Source organism: Mycobacterium sp. 4858 (genome assembly GCF_900240975.1).
GTDB lineage: Bacteria > Actinomycetota > Actinomycetes > Mycobacteriales > Mycobacteriaceae > Mycobacterium.
In genome coordinates this window covers 1,845,272-1,865,740 of the sequence record NZ_LT968776.1, presented here as the reverse complement: position 1 = coordinate 1,865,740, position 20,469 = coordinate 1,845,272, and the positions used below count along the sequence as shown (strand labels likewise).

15 protein-coding genes and 2 pseudogenes are annotated in these 20,469 nt (G+C 68.3%); 9 read left to right on the top strand and 8 right to left on the bottom strand.

Annotation, left to right across the window (positions count from 1 at the left end; all coding sequences use genetic code 11):
• Window positions 1-56 precede the first annotated feature (56 nt).
• Complete coding sequence (locus tag C1737_RS17310) at window positions 57-1,223, top strand: glycosyltransferase family 4 protein (protein WP_102418991.1); 1,167 nt, start codon at window positions 57-59, stop codon at window positions 1,221-1,223.
• Between the two features lie 18 nt (window positions 1,224-1,241).
• Here C1737_RS17310 and C1737_RS17305 read toward each other — a convergent pair whose 3' ends face one another.
• Window positions 1,242-3,005, bottom strand: coding sequence for a hypothetical protein (locus C1737_RS17305; protein WP_102418990.1), 1,764 nt, complete (start codon window positions 3,003-3,005; stop codon window positions 1,242-1,244).
• Window positions 3,006-3,013: 8 nt separating this feature from the next.
• Window positions 3,014-4,291 carry a DUF3068 domain-containing protein gene (locus tag C1737_RS17300; protein WP_158243974.1) on the bottom strand — a complete coding sequence of 426 codons (1,278 nt, stop codon included), beginning with the start codon at window positions 4,289-4,291 and terminating at the stop codon, window positions 3,014-3,016.
• 90 nt (window positions 4,292-4,381) lie between these two features.
• On the opposite strand from C1737_RS17300, the pseudogene C1737_RS17295 reads away from it, so the two are divergent.
• Window positions 4,382-5,621: pseudogene (locus C1737_RS17295) on the top strand (acyltransferase family protein).
• Here C1737_RS17295 and C1737_RS17290 read toward each other — a convergent pair.
• Genes C1737_RS17290 through C1737_RS17280 form a run of 3 tightly spaced genes read right to left on the bottom strand, consistent with a single transcriptional unit; the run spans window position 5,618 to window position 8,613 of the window.
• Entirely contained in the window at window positions 5,618-6,094 is a 477-nt protein-coding gene (locus C1737_RS17290) for a YbjN domain-containing protein (RefSeq protein ID WP_067917905.1), read from the bottom strand. The pseudogene C1737_RS17295 and the gene C1737_RS17290 sit on opposite strands and share 4 nt — an antisense overlap.
• 44 nt (window positions 6,095-6,138) lie before the next feature.
• Window positions 6,139-7,635: an AMP-binding protein gene (locus tag C1737_RS17285; RefSeq protein ID WP_102418988.1), complete on the bottom strand. Its 1,497-nt coding sequence runs from the start codon at window positions 7,633-7,635 to the stop codon at window positions 6,139-6,141.
• On the bottom strand, window positions 7,636-8,613 hold the full coding sequence (locus tag C1737_RS17280; RefSeq protein WP_102418987.1) for a phosphotriesterase-related protein: 978 nt from the start codon (window positions 8,611-8,613) through the stop codon (window positions 7,636-7,638).
• A gap of 113 nt (window positions 8,614-8,726) precedes the next feature.
• Between C1737_RS17280 and C1737_RS17275 the strand changes: the two genes are divergently transcribed.
• The 3 genes from C1737_RS17275 (at window position 8,727) to C1737_RS17265 (ending at window position 12,423) form a co-directional block, all read left to right on the top strand.
• Window positions 8,727-10,424 carry an acyl-CoA dehydrogenase family protein gene (locus tag C1737_RS17275; protein WP_102418986.1) on the top strand — a complete coding sequence of 566 codons (1,698 nt, stop codon included), beginning with the start codon at window positions 8,727-8,729 and terminating at the stop codon, window positions 10,422-10,424.
• 368 nt (window positions 10,425-10,792) lie between these two features.
• Window positions 10,793-11,485, top strand: coding sequence for a TetR/AcrR family transcriptional regulator (locus C1737_RS17270; protein ID WP_067919921.1), 693 nt, complete (start codon window positions 10,793-10,795; stop codon window positions 11,483-11,485).
• Window positions 11,482-12,423: a R2-like ligand-binding oxidase gene (locus tag C1737_RS17265; RefSeq protein ID WP_068094274.1), complete on the top strand. Its 942-nt coding sequence runs from the start codon at window positions 11,482-11,484 to the stop codon at window positions 12,421-12,423. The genes C1737_RS17270 and C1737_RS17265 overlap by 4 nt, the downstream gene beginning before the upstream one ends.
• Before the next feature lie 168 nt (window positions 12,424-12,591).
• Here C1737_RS17265 and C1737_RS17260 read toward each other — a convergent pair whose 3' ends face one another.
• Complete coding sequence (locus C1737_RS17260; protein ID WP_068094277.1) at window positions 12,592-13,968, bottom strand: NADP-dependent succinic semialdehyde dehydrogenase; 1,377 nt, start codon at window positions 13,966-13,968, stop codon at window positions 12,592-12,594.
• A 79-nt stretch (window positions 13,969-14,047) separates the two neighbouring features.
• On the opposite strand from C1737_RS17260, the gene C1737_RS17255 reads away from it, so the two are divergent.
• Window positions 14,048-15,694 carry an acetolactate synthase large subunit gene (locus C1737_RS17255; protein ID WP_102418985.1) on the top strand — a complete coding sequence of 549 codons (1,647 nt, stop codon included), beginning with the start codon at window positions 14,048-14,050 and terminating at the stop codon, window positions 15,692-15,694.
• A 1-nt stretch (window position 15,695) separates the two neighbouring features.
• Here the strand turns inward: C1737_RS17255 and C1737_RS17250 are convergent, their stop codons facing one another.
• Window positions 15,696-16,067, bottom strand: a complete 372-nt coding sequence (locus tag C1737_RS17250; RefSeq protein ID WP_142393468.1) for a hypothetical protein — start codon at window positions 16,065-16,067, stop codon at window positions 15,696-15,698.
• 138 nt (window positions 16,068-16,205) lie between these two features.
• Here C1737_RS17250 and C1737_RS17245 point away from each other — a divergent pair, with 138 nt between their 5' ends.
• The 3 genes and pseudogenes from C1737_RS17245 to C1737_RS17235 all read left to right on the top strand — a co-directional run.
• Entirely contained in the window at window positions 16,206-17,354 is a 1,149-nt protein-coding gene (locus tag C1737_RS17245) for a 13E12 repeat family protein (protein WP_102418983.1), read from the top strand.
• 55 nt (window positions 17,355-17,409) lie between these two features.
• On the top strand, window positions 17,410-18,510 hold the full coding sequence (locus C1737_RS17240) for an IS110 family transposase (RefSeq protein WP_068097618.1): 1,101 nt from the start codon (window positions 17,410-17,412) through the stop codon (window positions 18,508-18,510).
• Between the two features lie 86 nt (window positions 18,511-18,596).
• Window positions 18,597-18,983: pseudogene (locus C1737_RS17235) on the top strand (DUF222 domain-containing protein); the annotation flags it as partial.
• 1 nt (window position 18,984) lies between these two features.
• Here the strand turns inward: C1737_RS17235 and C1737_RS17230 are convergent.
• Entirely contained in the window at window positions 18,985-20,427 is a 1,443-nt protein-coding gene (locus C1737_RS17230) for a lipase maturation factor family protein (protein ID WP_102418982.1), read from the bottom strand.
• Window positions 20,428-20,469 lie beyond the last annotated feature (42 nt).

Below are 20,469 nucleotides of genomic sequence, written 5' to 3'. Positions count from 1 at the left end.
CCGGCCAACCCTACGCAGCGCGATTGCGGGCCATCGCCGAGCTAGGCTGACCAGTGATGTCTGGTCTGCGCTCCGTGCTCCTGCTGTGCTGGCGCGATACCGGACACCCACAGGGCGGCGGCAGCGAGGCCTACTTGCAACGCATCGGCGCGCAGCTGGCCGCGTCCGGCGTCGCCGTCACGCTGCGCACCGCCCGCTATCCCGGCGCGCCCCGCCGCGAGGTGGTCGACGGCGTGCGCATCGACCGCGCCGGCGGCCGGTACTCCGTCTACGTCTGGGCTTTGCTCGCGATGGCGGCGGCGCGGCTCGGGGTCGGACCGTTGCGGCGGGGGCGGCCCGACGTTGTCGTCGACACCCAGAACGGCCTGCCGTTCCTCGCCCGGCTCGTCTACGGCCGGCGGGTGGTGGTCCTGGTGCACCACTGTCACCGCGAGCAATGGCCGGTGGCGGGGCCGGTGCTCGGCCGGCTCGGCTGGTTCGTCGAGTCGAGGTTGTCGCCGTGGCTGAACCGGCGCAACCAGTACGTGACGGTATCGCTGCCGTCGGCGCGCGACCTGCTGACGCTGGGCGTCGACAACGCGCGAATCGCGGTGGTGCGCAACGGGCTCGACGAGGCCCCGGCGCGCTCGCTGACCGGCCCCCGCGCCGCCGCCCCGCGGGTGGTGGTGCTGTCGCGGTTGGTGCCGCACAAGCAGATCGAGGACGCGCTGGAGGCCGTGGCCCAGCTGCGGCCCCGGATGCCGGGCCTGCACCTGGACATCGTCGGCGACGGTTGGTGGCGGCAGCGGCTCGTCGACCACGTCCGCCGGCTCGGCATCCCCGACGCGGTGACATTTCACGGCCACGTCGACGACGTGACCAAACACCATGTGCTGCAGAGCTCCTGGGTGCAGCTGCTGCCCTCGCGCAAGGAGGGGTGGGGCCTGGCGGTCGTGGAGGCCGCCCAGCACCGGGTGCCGACCATCGGCTACCGGTCCTCGGGCGGCCTGTCGGATTCGATCGTCGACGAGGTGACCGGCATCCTGGTGGACACCCACGCCGAGCTGGTGGATCGCCTCGACGAGCTGCTGTCCGACCCGGTGTTGCGCGATCAACTCGGCGCCAAGGCGTACACCCGAAGCGGTGAATTCTCGTGGCGGCAGAGCGCCGACGCCATGTGCACGGTGCTGGAGGCCGTGCGAACGGGCGACTTCGTCAGCGGCCTAATCAACGGCCGCGGCTGACCGGGACGGTCGCCAGACTTAATCCCTGGCGGGGTTTTCCGGCGCGTCGTCGCCGTCGTTTACGTGTCGCGGTGGCACAACCGACCGCGATCGCCGGGCACGGCCGGCCAGCGCGCCGGCGCCGCCCACGACCAGCGCCGCCAGCCAGGCCAGATGCGCGATCAGCGTCGCCGTGCGGGCCGTGGCGGACACCCCCGGGGTGGCGCCGCCGATCCGGTAGAGCGCGAGCTGGTCGTCGCGGTAGATCGGGGTGAGCGCGTCGAGAGTGCGCGCGGCCGCGCCCATGTCCCCGGCGGTGTCCGACTCCACGACCAGCCAGCCCACCCCCGCCGGGGCCAGCGCTGACGGCGCGGGCCCGGCCAGCAGCAACTGCTGCACCGCGCGCGCGTGGGTGCCCTCGCCCGGGATGACGGTCCCCGAGATGACCAGGTCGCCCGTGCTGAGCACGTCGGCGCTCACCCAGCGGGGCAACGGATCCAACACCGGCGCCCGGCCCGCCCAGGAGTAGAGCCGCATGGTGCCGGCCGGCAACACCGCCACCGTCGCGGGCGCGGCGTTGATTGCGGCAGCCACGGCCGCCCAGCCGCGCGGGTATTGCACCGGCGACACCTGGCCCCACACCCCCCAGGCCAGGTCGGGCAGCGCGAAGACCAGCGCGAGGCAGCAGACCGGGGCCGCCACCACATCCGCCGGCGGCGGCACCCACCTGCGCAGCGTCACCGCCACGCCCCCGCCGGCCAGCGCGTAACCCGGCATCGCCAGCGCCACCCATTTCTGCCCGTCCCGCAGCACCCCGAAGCCGGGCACGGCATCCACCAGCGAGGCCAGCAAGTGCAGGCCCGGGCCGGTCGCCAGGGCGGCCGGAACCAGCACGGCCACCGCCGCCAACGCCAGCAGCGGTCGCGCCGCGGGGCGGCGCACCACCGTCGGCAGCCCGGCCGCGACCACGCCCAGCAGCACCGCGGCCGACGCCACCGCAAACATCGTGGTCCGCGAGATCGGCACCGCCTCGCCGTTCCAGATCCCGCCCAGGGCGGCCAGACTGCCGAGCGTGCCGAGCCCCGGCTCGGCGCGCGGCGCGAACGCCGCGACCCCCAGGGTGTTCGCCGCCGCGTGGGCGGGCAAGGCGGCGCCCAGCGCCGACGCGGTCAGCCAGGGCAGCGCGCACACCAGCGCGGCGCCCAGCGTCACCGCGGCGCACAGCCGGCGAGACCAGGACCCAGCCGGATCCTGTGTCGGGACCGCGACGCAGGCCAGCCCCGTCGTCGCGGCGAGCAGCAGACCGGTCGGCGTCAGGCCGGCCAGCGCGATCCAGAAGGTCAACCCGAAGAACGAGCCGGCGCCGGTCCGCAGCCTCAGCATCGCCGTCGCGACCCAGGGCAGGCAGCCGTAGCCGACCAGCAGGCTCCAGTGGCCCTGAAGCAGCCGCTCGGCGACGTAGGGGTTCCAGATCGCCAGGGTGGTGGCGACGAACTGGCCGGGCGCGCCCGCGTCGGGCAGCGCCGTCGCGACCAGTCGGGCCGCACCCCACCCCGCGAGCCAGAGCCCCAGGACGAGCAACGTCTTAACCAGGACGCCGCCGTCGAGCACGTGTGAGGCCAGCGCCACCGCGAAGTCCTGCGGCGTCGCGCGCGGCGCCGCCGTCAAACCCAGCGCGGTGTCGGACAGATAGGAGCGCGGCGTGGACACCGCGTCGCGCAGCAGCAGGTAACCGGGCTTGAGCAGCGGCCCGACCACCAGCAGCGCCAAGGCCAGGGCGTACCCGGGCCGGGTCCAGCGCACGCGGCGGGCTATTCCCGTTCGGGTGGACCGGTGGGCTCGGGCGGCCCGGAGCCGGGTGGCTCGTCGGCGCCCAGAGTGGGCGCGTCCCCGCCGGGATCGTCCCGCGACCTGGGGCGCTGGGTGGGCAGCTTCTCGGTTTCGGCCTCGGCGCCGGGCACCGGCTCCTCGAGCCCGCTGCGGCCGAAGAAGTCCTGGTCACCGCGGTCCAGGCCGGGATCGGTCAACGCGCTCTCGGTGCGCAGGCTGAACGAGGCGAGCAGGCCGCCGCCGACCAGCGCGATCAGCCCGACCGCGGTGAACGTGATGGGCAGCACCCGCGACCACAGCGCCAGTCGGTCGCGCTCGTCGCGGGCGGCGTTGACCTGCGATTCGACGGTGTCCTGGTTGGAGGTGACCTTATAGTCGGCCAGCGTCAGCTCCGGCTTCATCGGATCGCGGGCGAAGTAATGGTTGGCGTGCTCGGTCTCCTTGACGATGGTGCCCGACACCGGGTCCACCCAGAAGGTGCGCTGCGCCGCGTAGTAGCGGGTCATGGTGATCTGCTCGTTCGGGTCCCCGCCTTGGATGCCCCACATCGACGCCGACGTGGTCTGCTTGGCGTCCTCGTTGCCGGCCATCAGCGACGGGTACGCGACGGGGGCCACCAGCTTGCCCTCGGCGTTGTAGCCGATGTTCTGGGTGAACTTGTAGGTGGTCAGGCCGTTGACGTCTTCCTGGCTGTCGTAGTTGACGTCGAACGGCTTCTGTGCGATCGGATCGAAGTAGGGGTACGTCTTCTTCTCGGTGTGGAACGGGAACCGGTAGGCCAGGCCGTCGTGGCGGAGCGGCATCGCGGTGGGCGGGTTCTCGTCGTTGAAGGCGCGCGGCTTCTGGACCGAGCCGCCGGCGTGGGTGTCGTCGGAGACGGCCATCGCGGTCTTGCGGTTGAGCGTCACGGTGTCGACGATCGCCAGCAACAGGCCGCTGTCCTTCTGTTTGTCGGTGCGCCGCACCGAGCTTCCGACCTGCAGCGTGACGACGTCGGCGTTGGCGGGCGACTCGACGCTGACCTGCTGCTGGGACACCAGTGGCACGTTCTGGTTGACGACGACGTGATCGGTCGACAGGGATGCGGAGTCGAGCGCGGTTCCGGTGCCGTCGCTGATCAGCGTGGCGTCGATGTCGAGTGGGACCTTGGTGATCCTGCTGGTGGTGTACGTCGACAACAGCAACGCGGCGATCAGCAGGGCGGCTCCGAGTCCGATGATCCCGCATGCGGCGAACCGCAACATGACTGCTCGGTTCACGTCGCTGTGCCCTCCTAGATGCTCTCTTGCGCCGTCAGCCGCAAACCCGTTTGACCCTAACAGCCGAACGTAAGGCCCCGGCTTACGAACCTGTCGCGGTCGCGCGCGGGTCCTTCGGGTGTACCCATTCGTTCTGCCCACCCATCAGATGCAGACTGTGGGGGTGACGGATGGCCAGCGCGCGGGAGGTGTTCGCAGCTTCCTGCCCGCCGTGGAGGGGATGCGCGCGTGCGCGGCCATGGGCGTGGTCGTCACGCACGTCGCCTTCCAGACCGGGCATTCCAGCGGCGTCACCGGCCGGCTCTTCGGCCGCTTCGATCTGGCCGTGGCGGTGTTCTTCGCGTTGTCGGGTTTCCTGTTGTGGCGCGGGCACGCCGCGGCGGCGCGCGGCCTGCAACCGCGACCCCGCACGGGCCACTATCTGCGGTCGCGGGTGGTGCGCATCATGCCGGCCTACGTGGTGGCGGTCGTCGTGATCCTGACGCTGTTGCCCGACGCCGATCACGCCAGCCCGACGGTGTGGCTGGCCAACCTGACCCTGACCCAGATCTATGTGCCGCTCACACTCACCGGCGGGCTGACCCAGATGTGGAGCCTTTCCGTCGAGGTCAGCTTCTACCTGGCCCTGCCCATCCTGGCGTTGCTCGCCCGGCGGCTGCCGGTCGGCGCGCGGGTGCCGGCCATCGCCGCCCTGGCCGCGCTGAGCTGGGCCTGGGGCTGGGTGCCCATTCATTCCGGATCCGGCACCAACCCGCTCAACTGGCCGCCGGCCTTCTTCTCCTGGTTCGCCGCAGGCATGCTGCTGGCCGAATGGGTGCACAACCCGATCGGCCTGCCGCACCGGTGGGCCCGCCGGCGCGTGGCGATGGGCGTCGTCGCCGTGCTGGCCTACCTGGTGGCGGCGTCCCCGCTGGCCGGACCGGAGGGCCTGATTCCCGGCACGGCCACCCAGTTCGCCGTGAAGACGGCGGCGGGCTCGCTGGTGGCGCTCGCGCTGGTCGCCCCGCTGGTGCTGGACAAGGTGGACACCCCGCACCGGCTGTTGGGGGGCACCGCCATGGTGACGCTGGGGCGGTGGTCCTACGGCCTGTTCGTGTGGCACCTGGCGGCGCTGGCCATGGTGTTCCCGGTGCTCGGGACCTTCGCGTTCACCGGCCGGATGCCGTCGGTGCTGGCGCTCACGCTGATCTTCGGGTGGGCGATCGCCGCGGTCAGCTACGGGCTGGTCGAGTCACCCTGCCGGGAAGCGTTGCGGCGCTGGGAGAGACACGAGAAGCCGGAAGAAACCCCCGATACCGTCGACGCAGAGGCGGACGCGATCGCACCCTAACCGGTGCGGTCCATCCACTCTTCGAGCGTGTGCGCCGACGGCAGGCAGACCGCCCGCTCGATCTTCTCGAACAGGTCGGCCCCGTACTCCACGGTGGACCGGACGAGGTGGCCGAGCCCCTCGACGTGGATGCCGTCGCTCAGCAGGTAGGCGTTCTCGCCGACGACGCTGACCTGGGCCGGCCGGGCGGTCTCACGCACAAACGCTTTGGGCCAATGGGTTTCGCGGTTCCAGTCGTTCACCAGCTCCATCAGGCGGGGCCGTTCGGCGGCGGGGTAGTAGCCGGCCGGGCTGACCGAGATCTCGAACACGTCGCGGCGCAACCCGTTGATCCGCAGGTTCACGTGCAGTTTGCCGCGTTCGTAGCCGGGCAGCATCAGGAACTCCTCGCCGTCGTCGCTGCGGAAGAACCGCAACTGGCGCGATTGCAGGTAACGGTCGATCAGTTCCGTGCTCAGCGGTTCGATCTGCATGGCCCGATGGTGCGGCCGCGGCCTTGGAGGATTCTTGGTGAGCCTCAGGCCGGCTCGGTCGCCTGCAGCCGCGCGATGATCTCGGCGCGCACGGCCGACCGCCGCGCCTTGCCGGCGTCATCCCGCAGGGGAGCGTCGACGAACTCGACGAAATCGGGAGAGGGTGGCACCTTGTACTGCGAAAGGCGTTCGCGCAGAAACTCTCTCACGCCCGCCGCGTCGAGCGCGGACCCGTCGGCGGTGTGCACCAGCGCGTAGGGCACCTGTCCCAGGTCGCCGGAGTTCGGGTCGGGAACACCGACGACGAGGCAGGACAGCACGTCCGGGTGCGCCGAGAGCGCGTTCTCCACCTCGGCCGGATACACGTTGCGGCCGCCGACGGTGAACATGTCGACGCGACGGTCGGACAGGTACAAGAACCCGTCGGAGTCGAAGTGACCGAGGTCGCCCAGGGAGTCCCAGCCGTCGCGGGTCTTCGCCTCGACGCCGACGTAACGGTAGGTGGGCGCGGTGCCCGGGCTAGGCCGCATGTAGATCTCGCCGACCACGCCGGGCGGGCAGGGGTTGCCGTCGTCGTCGAGCACCTGCATCTCCCCGGCGACCACCACACCCACCGAGCCGCGGTGGGTCAGCCATTGGTCGCCGGAGATGAAGGTGAGCGCCTGTAACTCGGTGCCGCCGTAGAGTTCCCACACCTTTTCCGGGGCGAGCAGCTCGATCCACGCCTGCTTGACGGCGGGCGGGCACGGCGCACCCATGTGCCAGAACCGCCGGATCGACGACAGGTCGTAGGACTGCGGGTCGGCGTGGTACACGGGCAGCGTGCGCTGCATGATCGTCGGCACCGTCGTCAGGAAGGTGACGCGATGGTCGGTGATCAGCCGCAGGAACCGCTCGGGGTCGAACCGGCTCATCAAGACCAGGTGATGGCGCATCAGCAGGGCGAGCGTCGCGGTGGTGAAACCCGTGTTGTGGGACAACGGGATCGGCACCAGCGTGGTGTCGCCCTCCTGCGCGCCCAGCGGGTAGCCGATCGCGGCCGGTATCCGGCTGTCGCCGCCGGACTCGATGAGCTTGGGCCGCCCCGTGCTGCCGCCCGAGCCCATCGCCTTCCACACCGGCGATACCGCCTCCGGCAACGCCGCGTCCGACAACGTCGGATCTGGGATGAATCCCGCTGGCACACTAGGAATTTGGTGGTGTCCGCGGCCGACCAGCAGGGCTGGCGGACGAAGGTCCAGCAGGCCCCGCAGCTCGGCGTCCGGTAACCGCGCCGACAGCGGCTGGGGCACCGCCCCCAGCTTCCAGCACGCCACCGCGGCCTGGATCCACTCGACGGAGTTGGGCAGCACGATCGTCACGTAGTCGCCGACGCCGACGCCGCGCTCTGCGTAGGCGCGGGCCAACCGGTTCGTCGAGGCGTCGAGCTCCGCGCGGGTCAGGGTCAGCCCGTCGCAGGTGACCGCCGGCTCGTCGGGCGCGAGGTCGGCCAGCGCCGAGATCTGGGTGCCGATCGGCGGGACCGGCTCACTCTGGGTCATTTAATAGGCGCCCTGCCGCTCGAAGATGCGGCGGGGGTTGTCGACCAGCATGGTGTGCAGCTGCTCGTCGGTGACGCCGCGCTGCTTGAGGGCGGGGATGACGTCGTTGTGGATGTGCAGGTAGTGCCAGTTGGGCGCCATCTGCGGCACGAGCTCTTCGGGCAGTGCGTCGAAGTAGCAATTGGCGTCATGTGAGAGCACCATCTTGTCGGCGTGGCCGCGTTCGCACATCTGCGCCACGATCTTGACCCGCTCTTTGAACGGAGAGATCACGTCGAGGCCGAAGCGGTCCATCCCGAGGTATGACCCCGCCGCGATGAGTTCCTCGAGGTAGCCGATGTCGGTGCTGTCGCCGGAGTGACCGATCACGACCCGGGTCAGGTCGACCCCTTCCTCTTCGAAGATGCGTTGCTGCTCGAGGCCTCGGCGCAGGCCGGCATGGGTATGCGTGGAGATCGGTACCCCCGTGCGCTTGTGCGCCTGGGCGACGGCACGCAGCACCCGCTCGACGCCGGGGGTGATGCCCGGCTCGTCGGTGGCGCACTTGAGGATTCCGGCCTTGACGCCGGTGTCGGCGATACCCTGCTCGATGTCCTTCACGAACATGTCGGTCATGATCTCTGGGCCGCCCAGCATGCCGCCGGGGCCCTCGTAGTGAAACCGGAACGGAATGTCGTTGTAGGTGTAAAGACCTGTTGCCACAACGATATTCAGATCGGTGGCCGCCGCCACGCGCGCGATGCGCGGGATGTAGCGGCCGAGCCCGATCACGGTGAGGTCGACGATGGTGTCCACGCCGCGGGCCTTCAACTCGTTGAGGCGGGCGATCGCGTCGGCCACCCGCTTCTCCTCGTCGCCCCAGGCTTCGGGATAGTTCAGGGCGATCTCGGTGGTCATGATGAACACGTGCTCGTGCATGAGCGTCACGCCGAGGTCGGCGGTATCGATGGGGCCGCGAGCGGTATTGAGTTCTGACACGTGACTGATGCTAGGTCGACTCGGTGGTCGGACAACAGTGCCGATTTGTTCCGGAGCGCCCGACGGTGCAGTACCGTCACCCTCGTCCTCACCGGAACCCGCGGGAGCCCGTCATGCTGCTCAATCCCAACCACCTGCAACGTCAGTACCCCGACCGGCGCTCACGGGAGATCATGGCCGCGACGGTGGACTTCTTCGAATCGCGGGGCAAGGCGCGGCTGAAGTCCGACGACCACGAACGGGTGTGGTACTCCGAGTTTTTGGACCACATCGGCCGCGAGCGCATCTTCGCGTCCCTGTTGACACCGTCGGAATACGGTGCGGCCGATTGCCGCTGGGACACCTACCGGATCAGCGAGTTCGCCGAGATCGTGGGCTTCTACGGGCTGAGCTACTGGTACCCCTTTCAGGTCACCGCGCTGGGCCTGGGCCCGATCTGGATGAGCGCCAACTCCGACGCCAAGCGCAAGGCCGCCGCGCAGTTGGAGGCCGGCGAGGTGTTCGCCTTCGGGCTGTCGGAGCAGACCCACGGCGCCGACGTCTACCAGACCGACATGATCCTGACGCCGTCCGAAAGCGGCTGGACCGCGAACGGCGAGAAGTACTACATCGGCAACGCCAACGTGGCGCGGATGGTGTCGACCTTCGGCAAGATCGCGGGTTCCGACGAGTACGTGTTCTTCGCCGCCGACTCCCAGCATGAGCGGTACGACCTGATCAAGAACGTGGTGAACTCGCAGAATTACGTGGCGAACTACGCGCTGCGCGACTACCCGGTCAGCGAGGCCGACATCCTGCACCGCGGTCCCGAGGCGTTCCACGCCGCCCTCAACACCGTCAACGTCTGCAAGTACAACCTGGGTTGGGGCGCAGTCGGCATGTGCACCCACGCCATGTACGAGGCGGTCACCCACGCCTCCAACCGCGTCCTCTACGGCACCGTCGTCACCGACTTCACCCACGTCCGTCGGCTGCTCACCGACGCCTACCTGCGGCTGGTCGCGATGCGGCTGGTGACCACCCGCGCTTGCGACTACATGCGCAGCGCGTCGGCCGACGACCGGCGCTACCTGCTGTACAGCCCGCTCACCAAGGGGAAGGTCACCAGCGAGGGGGAGCGGGTCGTCATTGCGCTCTGGGACGTCATCGCCGCGAAGGGCGTCGAGAAGGACACCTTCTTCGAGGCGGTCACCCGCGAGATCGGTCTGCTGCCAAGGCTTGAAGGCACGGTGCACATCAACATCGGGCTGCTCGCCAAGTTCATGCCCAACTTCCTGTTCGCCCCCAACAGCGAACTGCCGATCATCGGCCGCCGCGACGATGCGTCGGACGACAGCTTCCTGTTCGCGCAGGGGCCGACCGGGGGGCTGGGCAAGGTGCGCTTCCACGACTGGCGCGCGGTGTTCGACGGGTTCGCGCACCTGCCCAACGTCGCGTTGCTGCGCAAGCAGATCGACGTGCTCGCCGACATGTTGGCCAGCGCGACCCCCGACGCCGCGCAGCAGAAGGACGTCGACTTCGCGTTCGCCGTGGGCCAGCTGTTCGCGACGGTGCCCTACGCGCAGCTCATCCTCGAGGAGGCCGCGCTGTCGGACGTGGACGAGACGCTGATCGACGGGATCTTCGCCGTGCTGGTGCGCGATTTCAACGGCTACGCCGTGGAGCTGAGCGACAAGCCCGCGACGACGGACGAGCAGGCTCGGTTCGCGACGCGGATGATCCGCCGCCCGGTCCACGACCCGTCGCGGTACGCCCAGATCTGGAAGGAGCACATCCTTCCGCTCAACGGCGCATACGAGATGCGGCCCTAGGTTTCGGCCATCGTTTGCCGATCGCCGAGCTAGATTTGTGTCATGCCGTCGCGCAGGACGTATACCGCTTACAGCATCGCTTGCGCGTTCACGTGGGCCGTAATTCTGATTGTTGTTGCGGTCGTGTCCCCCAACCGCCTGCACACCTTCCTGTTGGTCGGTGGCGGCTGGTTGATCGGATGGATCTCGGCGACCATTGCCCGGTCGGTTTATCCCCCACCGAAACGCCAACGGCCGACCGCTTGAATGTGCTGGCTTTTCGTGGCTTGAAACCTCTTTGTTGGCTTTGCGTCAGGCCGACCCGGCCCCTTGACTGTGACGCAGCTCACCGTAATATGACCAGTGGTCATCGACGTTAGGAGGCAGCAATGCCAACGGTGACTTGGGCGCGGGTCGACCCCGCCCGCCGCGCCGCCATCATCGACGCCGCCGAGCAGGAGTTCGGGGCACACGGGTTCTCCCGCGGCAGCCTCAACGTCATCGCGCGGCGCGCCGGCGTCGCCAAGGGCAGCCTGTTCCAGTACTTCGCGGACAAGCGCGACCTGTTCGCGTTCATCGCCGACATCGGCAGCCAGCGGGTGCGCGCCTACATGGAAGACCGCATCCGCGAGCTGGACCCGAGCCGGCCGTTCTTCGACTTTCTCACCGACTGGCTCGACGCGTGGGTGGCCTACTTCGCCGACCACCCGCACGAACGCGCGCTGCACGCCGCGGCGACCCTCGAGGTTGACACCGAAGCCCGCGTCAGCGTGCAGAACGTCATCCACCGCCACTACCTGGAGGTGATGCGGCCGCTCGTCCGTGACGCGAAGGAGCGCGGCGACCTGCGCGCCGATTCGGACACCGACGCGCTGTTGTCGTTGCTGCTCTTGATCTTTCCGCATCTGGCGCTGGCGCCCTACATGCGCGGCCTGGATCCGGTTCTCGGGCTCGACGAACCCACGCCGGAGCAGCCGGCGCTCGCCGTGCGCCGGCTCGTCGCGGTGCTGGCGGCCGCCTTCTCCGCGTCACCGGACTCACCCGTCCACTCAGCCCCACAACGATCCGAGGAGGTCACATGACACGCACACATTCGGGCTCGATGGTTCGAGGGGGCCTCAACTGGGACAGCCTGCCGCTGCGGCTGTTCGCCGGCGGCAACGCGAAGTTCTGGGATCCGGCCGACATCGACTTCTCCCGCGACCGCGCCGACTGGGAGCGGCTGACCGACGACGAACGCGACTACGCGATCCGGTTGTGCGCGGAGTTCATCGCCGGCGAGGAAGCCGTGACCGAGGACATCCAGCCGTTCATGTCGGCGATGCGGGTCGAGGGCCGGCTCGGCGACGAGATGTACCTGACGCAGTTCGCTTTCGAGGAGGCCAAGCACGTCCAGGTGTTCCGCATGTGGCTCGACGCGGTCGGGGTCACCGACGACCTGCACCGCTACCTCGACGACATCCCCACCTACCGGACGATCTTCTACGAGGAATTGCCGGACTGCCTGAACGCCTTGTCGGTGGACCCGTCGCCGGCCGCCCAGGTGCGGGCGTCGGTCACCTACAACCACATGGTCGAGGGCATGCTGGCGCTCACCGGATACTTCGGCTGGCACAAGATTTGCGTGGAGCGCGGCATCCTGCCCGGCATGCAGGAGCTGGTCCGGCGCATCGGCGACGACGAGCGGCGCCACATGGCGTGGGGCACGTTCACCTGCCGCCGCCACGTCGCCGCCGACGACGCCAACTGGGGCGTCTTCGAAACCCGCATGAACGAGCTGATGCCGCTGGGGCTGCGCCTGATCGAGGAGGGCTTCGCCCTGTACGACCCGATGCCGTTCGGCCTGTCGGTGGACGAGTTCATGGCCTACGCGTCCGACAAGGGGATGCGGCGCTTCGGCACGATCTCCAGCGCCCGCGGGCGGCCGCTGGAAGAGATCGACCTCGACTACTCGCCATTGCACTTGGAGGACACCTTCGCCGACGAGGACGAGAAGGCCCTGGCGGCCGCGTCGGTGTGAGGCATCGAGCGTGGGCCTTAGGGACGAAAATTGCCGCGAATTCGTCCATAGGCCCCACACTCGACGGGCCGGCTACTCGACCTTGCTGTCGCCGACAGCGTCCCCGGCGTCACCTGCGCCGATGATGGCGACCCGCCGCGCCCGGCTACGCCGCGCTTGCGATCGCCACTACCCGACCCAGACGGTCTTGGCGTTGACGAACGCGCGGATGCCGAGGCCGGCGAGTTCACGGCCGTAACCGGACCGCTTGACACCGCCGAAGCCCAGCTCGGGGTAGGACACCGTCATGCCGTTGATGAACACCTGGCCGGCCTCGATGTCGTCGATGAAGCGCTGCTGCTCGGCCTCGTCGTTGGTCCAGGCGTTGGATCCCAACCCGAACGTGGTGGCGTTGGCGATCTCGATCGCCTCGTCGATGTCGGCGGCCCGGTACATCGACGCCACCGGGCCGAACACCTCTTCGGTGTAGAGAGCCATGTCCTTGGTGATGTCGGTGACCACCGTCGGCGGGTAGAACCATCCCGGCCCGTCGATGGGCTTGCCGCCGAGGCGGATCGTGGCGCCCGCCGCGGCCGCGTCGTCGACCTGCTTGGCGATGTCGTCGCGGCCGGACTCGGTGGCCAGCGGGCCCACGTCGGTGTCCGGGTCGGTCGGGTCCCCCACTTTGAGCCCGGCCATCCGCTCGGTGAACTTGTCGACGAACGCGTCGTAGATGTCGGTGTGAATGATGAACCGCTTCGCGGCGATGCAGGACTGGCCGTTGTTCTGGACGCGCGCGGTGACGGCGGTCTTGGCGGCCTCGTCCAGGTTCGCCGACGGCATCACGATGAACGGGTCGCTGCCGCCGAGCTCGAGCACGGTGGGTTTGATCTCGTCGCCGGCGATGGCCGCGACCGACTGCCCGGCCGGCTCGCTGCCGGTCAGGGTGGCGGCCGCCACCCTGGGGTCGCGCAGGATGCGCTCGACGGCACCCGACGAGACCAACAGCGTCTGGAAGCAGCCCTCCGGGAAGCCGCCGCGGGCGATCACGTCCGCGAGGTACAGCGCGGACTGCGGCACGTTCGAGGCGTGCTTGAGGATGCCGACGTTGCCGGCCATCAGCGCCGGTGCGGCGAACCGGACGGCCTGCCACAGCGGGAAGTTCCACGGCATCACGGCCAGCACCACCCCGAGCGGCTGGTAGCGGGTGTAAGCCCGCTTGGCGCCCACCGCTTGCGCGTCGGCCGGCTCGTCGGCCAGCAGCTGCTCGGCGTTCTCCGCGTAGTAGCGAAAGCCCTTGGCGCACTTGAGTACTTCGGCCTTGGCCGACTTCAGCGTCTTACCCATCTCGCACGTCATCATCGCCGCGACATCGTCGGCCTCTTTCTCCAACAGATCGGCGGTGGCGTTTGCCCACTCCGCGCGCTGGGCAAAGGTGGTGTTATGGCGGTAGTCCTGGAACCGGGCGTAGGCGCGGGCGATGGCCGCATCGACTTCTTCGTCGGTTGCCGGGGTGAAGGTCTTTACTGTCTCGCCGGTGGCCGGGTTGATGGTCGCGATGGGCACGCTGACATCCTTCGCTTCGGGGTTGGTAAGAGGTCCAACACCCAGCCTGCCACTATCGTTCCCTCAAGGGAGGTGCCGGATGAGTAAAGCCGCCGAGCTGATGGTCAAGTGCCTGGAAAACGACGGCGTTTCCGTGGTCTTCGGCCTGCCGGGCGAGGAGAACATCCGCTTCGTGCAGGCCCTGGCCTCGTCGAGCATCCGCTATGTGCTGACCCGGCACGAGCAGGGCGCGGCCTTCATGGCCGAGATGTACGGGCGGGTCACCGGGCGGGCGGCGGTGGTGTCGAGCACCCTGGGTCCGGGTGCGATCAACATGCAACTCGGCGTCGCCGATGCCACCACCAACAGCACCCCGCTGGTCGCCATCTCCGCCCAGGTCGGCCAGGACCGGGAGTTCAAGGAGTCACACCAGTACGTCGACCTGGTGCGAATGTTCGCCCCCATCACCCGATGGGCCGCCGGGGTCCCCACCGCGCGCGCCATCCCCGAGATGTTCCGCAAGGCGTTCAAGGTCGCCGAGACCGAACGCCCGGCGGCGGTGTACCTGGCGGTGCCCGAGCACATCGATGCCGATGAGACCGACTACGACCTGACGCCGTTGCCGCGCAACGTCGTTCGTCCGGATGCCCCCGCACCCGGCCAGGTGGAGCGCGCGGTCGACATCCTGCGCAAGGCCAAGCGGCCGGTGGTGCTGGCCGGTCACGGCGCCGCCCGCGGCAACGCCACCGCGGCCCTGGTCCGGTTCTCCGAGCAGTTCGGCATTCCGGTCGCCAACACCTTCCACGGCAAGGGCGTGATGCCCGACGACCATCCCAACAGCATCGGGACCCTGGGGTTCATGCGGCACGACTACGTGAACTTCGGCTTCGACAACGCCGACGTGGTGATCGCTGTCGGCTACGAGTTGCAGGAGTTCGACCCCATCCGGATCAACCCGCAGGCCGACAAGAAGATCATCCACGTCCACCGTTTCCCTGCCGAGGTCGACGCGCACTATTCGGTGGACGTCGGCATCATCGGAGACATCGGCTCTTCTTTGGATGCGTTGACGGACGCGCTGGACGGCCATTCCTACGAGGCGGACCCGGACGTCCCCGGCCACGGCTTACTCGCCGAGGAATTCGCCCGCGGGCAACAGGATTCGCGTTATCCGCTGGCCCCGGCGCGGGTGGTCGCCGACACCCGCGCGGCGCTGGGCCGCAGCGACGTCGTCCTGGTGGACACCGGCGCCACCAAGATGTGGATGGCGCGGCTCTATCCGACGTACGAGTGCAACACCTGCCTGGTGTCGAATGGCTTGTCCACCATGGGATTTTCGCTGCCAGGTGCGCTCGGTGTGAAACTGGCGCGGCCCGACACGAAGGTGCTGGCCGTCGTCGGGGACGGCGCGTTCCTGATGAACTCGCAGGAAATCGAGACCGCCGTCCGCGAGCGGATACCGCTGGTGGTGCTGATCTGGGAGGACGGCGGTTACGGGCTGATCGAGTGGAAAATGGACCTCGAGCTCGGCGCGCACTACTATGTGAAGTTCGGCAATCCCGACGTGGTCAAGTACGCGGAAAGCTTTGGTGCCAAGGGATATCGGATCAACAGCGCCGAGGAGCTGCTGCCCACGCTGCGTGCCGCCTTAGCGGATGACGGCGTCTCGGTGATCGCCTGCCCGGTCGACTACTCGGACAACTTGCGGTTGACCGACCGGCTCGGCGAGCTGGACGAGTCGCTGTGATTCACGGGCACATCCAGGCTAAGGGCGGGCAGACGCCGGTGTTCGGCGGAAGCCGCAACCCTGGCGGCTGGCCGTGGACCATCAGCGCGGGAAGGCCGGAGTCGGGCGCGAAGTAATAGGTGTGGCAGACGTTTCTGTCCCAGTCCGGCATCCGCCGCAGCTCGCCGAGGTTCGGGCACCACATCTGGCTGCAGATGTGGGAGGTGTAGCAGCCCGGTGGGCCCTCGGGCGGTGCACATTCCGGCGGCTGGTTGCCGCCGTTGTTGGTGGAGCAGACGGCGTGGGCCGTGCCCGCACCGAGCATCAGGTCCGCGGTCCACAGGGCGCCGGTGAGCGCCAGTGCCGTTGTCAAGATTGCGAGTGCTGATCTCATGCGTCGTTCCCTTTTTGCCCTCACAATTGTTGCTCCTGACTCCCCAGGCCGCCGAAGAATTTCCAAATTCCTTGCGCGAGTGTGCATCTATGGCGATTTCGAGCCGGTTTTGTCGGTGGGGGTGGCTAGTTTGGGGTCATGAGTTCGGGTGAAGATGACGAGGCCGTCGCAGTGTTCGACGATCTTGATGCGGTCTTGGCCCGCGCTCGCGCGTTACCGGTTGGCGCGATGAACGTCGCGCAACAGCTGGCGATGCTGGAGCGCTGCGAGAAGGCGCGCCGCCAACTGCCGGCCATCGAGCATCCGGTGATCAACTCCCTGGCCCACCAAGCGACTCCAGAAGAGTTGGGCGGCACCCTGCCGCACGCGATCGCCGAGGCGACGTTGATCAGCCGCGCCGAGGCATCGCGGCGGGTCAAAGAGGCTACCGACCTGGGGCCGCGGCACGGGCTGACCGGTGAGCTGCTGGAGCCGACGCTGCCAGCCACCGCGGCAGCCCAATGCGCCGGGGCACTCGGAGGCGGGCAGGTGGCGGTGATCCGCCGGTTCTTTCACCGGCTGCCTGGCTGGGTGGACTTCGCCACCCGAAAGGCGGTCGAGGCCGATCTGGCCGAAGCGGGCACTCACTTTCGCCCCGAACAACTCGCCGAGCTGGCCGACCACGTCGCCGACTGCCTCAATCCCGACGGTACCTACACCGACGAGGACCGCGCCCGCCGCCGCGGATTGGTGCTGGGCAAGCAGGGTCCGGATGGCATGTCCGAGCTGCGCGGTCTACTCACCCCCGAAGGCCGCGCCACCCTTGAGGCCGTGTTGGCCAAGCTGGCCGCACCGGGCATGTGCAACCCCATGGGCGACACGCCCTGCGTCGACGGGGCGCCGACGCAAGACGCGATCGACCGCGATGCCCGCAGCGCCGCGCAGCGGAATCACGACGGGCTGCTCGCTGGGCTGCGCGGCTTGCTCGCCTCGGGAAAACTGGGCCAGCACAACGGCTTACCCGCCTCCATCATCATCACCACCACCTTGGCTGAGCTGCAGACCGCCACCGGCACGGGGCTCACCGGCGGGGGCACCCGGCTCCCCATCAGCGAGGTGATCCGGCTGGCCCGCCACGCGCACCAACTTGTTGAATTGGGAGCAAGAGAGCGTGGCCTGCAGCCATGCTTCTCTAGGCGGTGGCCGGCTCCGCTCGACGCGCACCTGTCACCGGTAGGGGTTGACTTAGTAGTGACCTGCGTCCGGTCATCGCCGCAAACGAGGAGTGGCTTGAGAGAGGCCTGCTAAGCCGAAAGTTGATGTGCCCTCCTCGCTTTCAACATATCGAAGTGAGGAGTGAGACATGTCAGCGGTATTAACCATCGACCGACGGGTGGTGATCGCCATCGACCCCCACAAAGCGTCGTGGACCGCCGTCGCAGTCGGCGAGTCTCTGCAGCCCTTGGCCACCTTGCGGGTATCGGTCAGCCGGGACGGCTACCGGTCACTGCGCCGCTTCGCGCGCGCCTGGCACGCCAGCATGTGGGCCATCGAGGGGGCGCACGGAATGGGCGCTCCGTTGACCGCCCAGCTGGTCCACGATGGAGTGGACGTCATGGACGTTCCCGCCAAACTCGCTGCCCGCGTACGGCTTCTGTCCACCGGGCACGGTCGTAAGAACGACGACGCCGACGCCGTGTCGGTCGGGATCGCCGCTCTCAACGCCGCCCACCTCACGACGGTCACCGTCGATGACGCCGCGACCGCGCTACGAGCAATAGTCGAACACCGCGAGGATCTGGTGAAGACCCGCACTCAAACCATCAACCGGCTGCACGTCCTGCTCACCAAGCTGAGCCCCGGCGGAGCATCGGGCACTTTGACCGCCGAACGTGCCGCTACGCTGCTAGGCGCGATCCGTCCCCGAGATGCCGCCGCTAAGGCATTGCGCGCCTTGGCCGTCGACATGGTGGCCGAAGTCCGTCACCTCGACCGCCGCATTGCCAAGGCCGCTGGCGACATCCAGTCCGCGGTCACCACCTCGGGCACCACCCTCACCGAGCTGCACGGCATCGGAACAGTCTCGGCCGCCAAGATCATCAGCCGCGTCGGACACGTCCACCGATTCCGCTCAGCAGCCGCCTTCGCCACCTACACCGGCACCGCCCCCATCGAGGTGTCCTCCGGCGACGTCGTCCGCCACCGGCTCTCCCGCGCAGGTGACCGCCAGCTCAACGCCTGTCTGCACGTCATGGCGCTCACCCAGATCCGCTCCGACACCCCCGGCCGGACCTACTACCAGCGCAAACGATCCGAAGGGAAGAGCAAACGCGAGGCCATGCGCTGCCTCAAACGACGCCTCTCCGACGCCGTCTACCGACAACTAACCCGCGATGCCCACCCAGACGAGGCGGACCCGGGAGGACACTCGGGGGCGACTCTGTTGTCTCGCGCGATCGGCTAATACCCCGTACACCGACACTTCAGACAAGTCACTTCCCGGGCCCGCAATCACACGCTACAACCAACACCCTTGACACAGAGAGGCGTCACTATTTGGCCGTCTTCGACAACGCCAAACCGCTGGCGCTGTATCACACCAAACGCCTGGCCTCTCCCGGCCAGCGAATCGTGCTGTACGCCAAGGACCGCGGCTGCACCGCCCCGGGCTGTACCGTCCCCGGCTACCTGTCCGAGGTCCACCACGTCACCGACTGGACCCAGTGCCGCCGCACCGATATCGACAACCTCACCTTCGCCTGCGGACCCCATCACCGCCTGCTCAAACCCGACGGCTGGACCACCCGCACAAACACCGAGGGTGACACCGAATGGATCCCACCCCCGCGGCTGGACCGGGGGCAGCCGCGCAAAAACACCTTCCACCACCCCGAAAAACTGCTTCACCACGACGACGATGACGACGACGCGGCATAACTCAGCCGTGCTGGGTCGTTGCCGCCGGTAGCGCCATCGGCCGGATGTAGCCGCCGATCAGTGTCCGATGCCACCAGGCCCGCTCCCTGCGCAGCTCCGCGGGCGTGGTGAAGCGATACTCGTAGAGTTGCGCGCGTACGTACCGCGGCGGCGAATCCGGAAACGGATTGTGCCGCAACAATCGCAGGGTGGGCCGGTCGTTGCGCAGGAGGCGCTGCAGGAACGGTGTGAGCCACGGCTGCGCGTAGGCGGGCGAGATGGCGGCGAACCACATCAGCCAGTCCAGCCGCAGGTGATAGGGCGCCCACTGCCGCGGAAGCCGGCGCACGGCACCGGGCTTGCCCTTGAATTCGTATTCCTTCCAAACGGTCTGGGTGGTCAGGTGTACTTCCTCGGTGCCTTCGATCACCACCTCGCGGCGGACGCGCCCGATGCTGCCGAACGCGCCGTAGGTATTGACCAGATGAAAAGAGTTGAACGACATGTTCATTCGTTGGCGGGAGGACAGCATGTTGCGCACCGGCCAGTAGCTCATGAACAGCACCGCTGCGGCGAACGCGACGACCAACACGACGAACCACAGCGGCGTCGCCGAAAACGCCGGACGATGGGGCAGGCCAACCAAACCGAACCACGAGTCGTCGATCGCGCTGCACGCCAACAGGATCGTCACCCAATTGAGCCAGGCGAAGTTGCCCGACGCCACCAGCCACAGCTGGGTGACAACGATGACGGCCGCTGCGATGCTGGCCACCGGTTGCGGCGCGAACAACCCGAACGGCACCACCAGCTGCGAGAAATGGTTGCCCGCCACCTCGATTCGGTGCAGCGGCTTGGGCAGGTGGTGGAAGAACCAGCTCAATGGCCCCGGCATGGGCTGCGTCTCGTGGTGGTAGTACAGGCACGTCAGGTCGCGCCAGCACGGGTCGCCGCGCAGCTTGATCAGCCCGGCCCCGAACTCCACCCGGAACAGCAGCAACCGGGCCATCCACAGCGTCAGCAGCGGCGGAGCCACGTGATTGTTGCCGAGGAAGATCATCAGGAATCCGGTTTCCAGCAGCAGCGACTCCCAGCCGAACGAATACCAGGTCTGCCCGACGTTGACGATCGACAGGTAGAGCACCCACAGCGTCAGCCACATGAGCATGGCCGCCCAGACCGGCACCGCATCGGCCGCGCCGGCGACGATCGCCGCCGCCACCGCGGCGCCGAACCAGGAAACCACCGAGAACAGGCGATCGGAGTAGCGCAGATGAAACAGGCTCGGTGCCCGCCGAAACGACTGCCGGGCAAGGAACCGCGGGATCGGCTGTATCCCGTGCTCCCCGATCAACGCGCGGAACTGGGCCGCGGCCGCGACGAACGCCAGCAGATAGACCACGGCGACGCCGCGCTCGAGCACCAGTCTGCCGAGCCAATATTCGGGTGCGGAAAACCAGCGCATGGCCGTATCTCCTCGGACGGTCGCGGTCACACAGACCCGCAT